2 protein-coding genes are annotated in these 1,318 nt (G+C 71.3%); both read left to right on the forward strand.

Features of this window, described 5'->3' with window-relative positions; genetic code table 11:
* The first annotated feature begins 114 nt into the window (after positions 1 to 114).
* Positions 115 to 411: an acyl carrier protein gene (locus tag TN53_RS40625; RefSeq protein ID WP_095046997.1), complete on the forward strand. Its 297-nt coding sequence runs from the start codon at positions 115 to 117 to the stop codon at positions 409 to 411.
* Between the two features lie 6 nt (positions 412 to 417).
* Positions 418 to 1,317, forward strand: a complete 900-nt coding sequence (locus TN53_RS40630) for a hypothetical protein (RefSeq protein WP_046263902.1) — start codon at positions 418 to 420, stop codon at positions 1,315 to 1,317.
* The last annotated feature ends 1 nt before the right edge of the window (position 1,318 follow it).

Genomic DNA, 1,318 nt, shown 5'->3' on the forward strand with positions numbered 1-1,318 from the left:
GGACAGACCCGACGACCTCCTGCTGCGGCAGCGACTCTACGACCCGACCGCGCACGACGCGGCCGACGTCTCCCCCTGACCTCCCCAAGAAACACGAGATACCAGAGGTGAACGATGGAGCACACCACACCGGACGCCGACACCGCCGACCTGTACGGCCGGGCCGTCGCCACGATCGCCGACTCGCTCGCCAAGGCGATGCAGGTCGACGCCGTCACCATCACTGAGAACAGCCGGCTGTTCGACGAACTCGGCCTGGACTCCACGACCGTACTCGGGCTGCTGATGACGATTGAGGAGGAGCTCGGAATGGAGTTCGACACCGACGATCTCGAGCAGCACCACTTCGAGACCGTGGGATCGCTGGCCGCGCTGGTCCGGGAACAGGCCGGCGAGCAGGCCGGGGCCTGACCGCCGATGTACCTCACCACCCCCTCCGGCCCGGCCGACGCACCAGCGCCCGCCCGGCGGGCGTCGCTGCGCCTGTCGCACCTGGTCAGCCGGACCTTCTCCGGTGGCAGGCCCTTCCTGCCCGATCCGCTGGAGCCGAGCCTGAGTCGGATGCAGGCCGACCTCGTGCGCCCGTACCCGGTGGAGTTCCGCCCGGAGCTTCTGGAGCGGGGCGAGCGCAACACCTTCATCGAGATGACCCAGGAACTCCTCGCCGACCTGCCCCCGCTGGAGGAGCCCCTGGATCTGGTGCTCGTCGCCCACACCGCCCCGGACGCCGATCCACGCCGCTCCACGTCCTGCTTCCTGGCCGATGCGCTGCCCGGCGACCCACTGGCCTTCAACCTCTCGGACCAGGGGACCGCCGCCGGGTTCACGGCCCTGCGACTGGTCTCGGAGTACGCCGACGCCGACGTGTTCCGGCACGCCCTGGTTGTCCTGCTCGATCAGCGGACCTTCCTGTACGACACCGTGGGGGCGCATGACGTGCCCCGGCAGGACTGCGCGGTGGCGCTGCTCTTCGGTCCTGAGGGCCGCGCCGGCGAACCGGTGACGCGGCAACTCGCCGGCGTCGCGCCGGAGGAGGTCCGCTCGACGCTCGACGCGGTGCTGAACGAGCCGGGCGGCGGCGCGGGCCGTCCCCTCCCGCTCATCCCCGGTCAGGGCCCCGACGCCGAAGAGTTCGGGCCGGGATTCGACGTGCGCCCCGCGCCGCCGGGCCGTCCCTGCACCGGCCCCTGGACGGCCCTGGCCGACGTGCTCCCCGAGTTCGCGGGCGACGGGCCGCGCCGCCTTGTCGTAGCCGAATACGACAGCACGCTGCGGTACTTGTGCGTGAGCACCCTGGATCTCGAGGAGGGGACATGAC

This window comes from Streptomyces sp. WM6386, assembly GCF_000972385.1.
Taxonomy (GTDB): Bacteria; Actinomycetota; Actinomycetes; order Streptomycetales; family Streptomycetaceae; genus Streptomyces.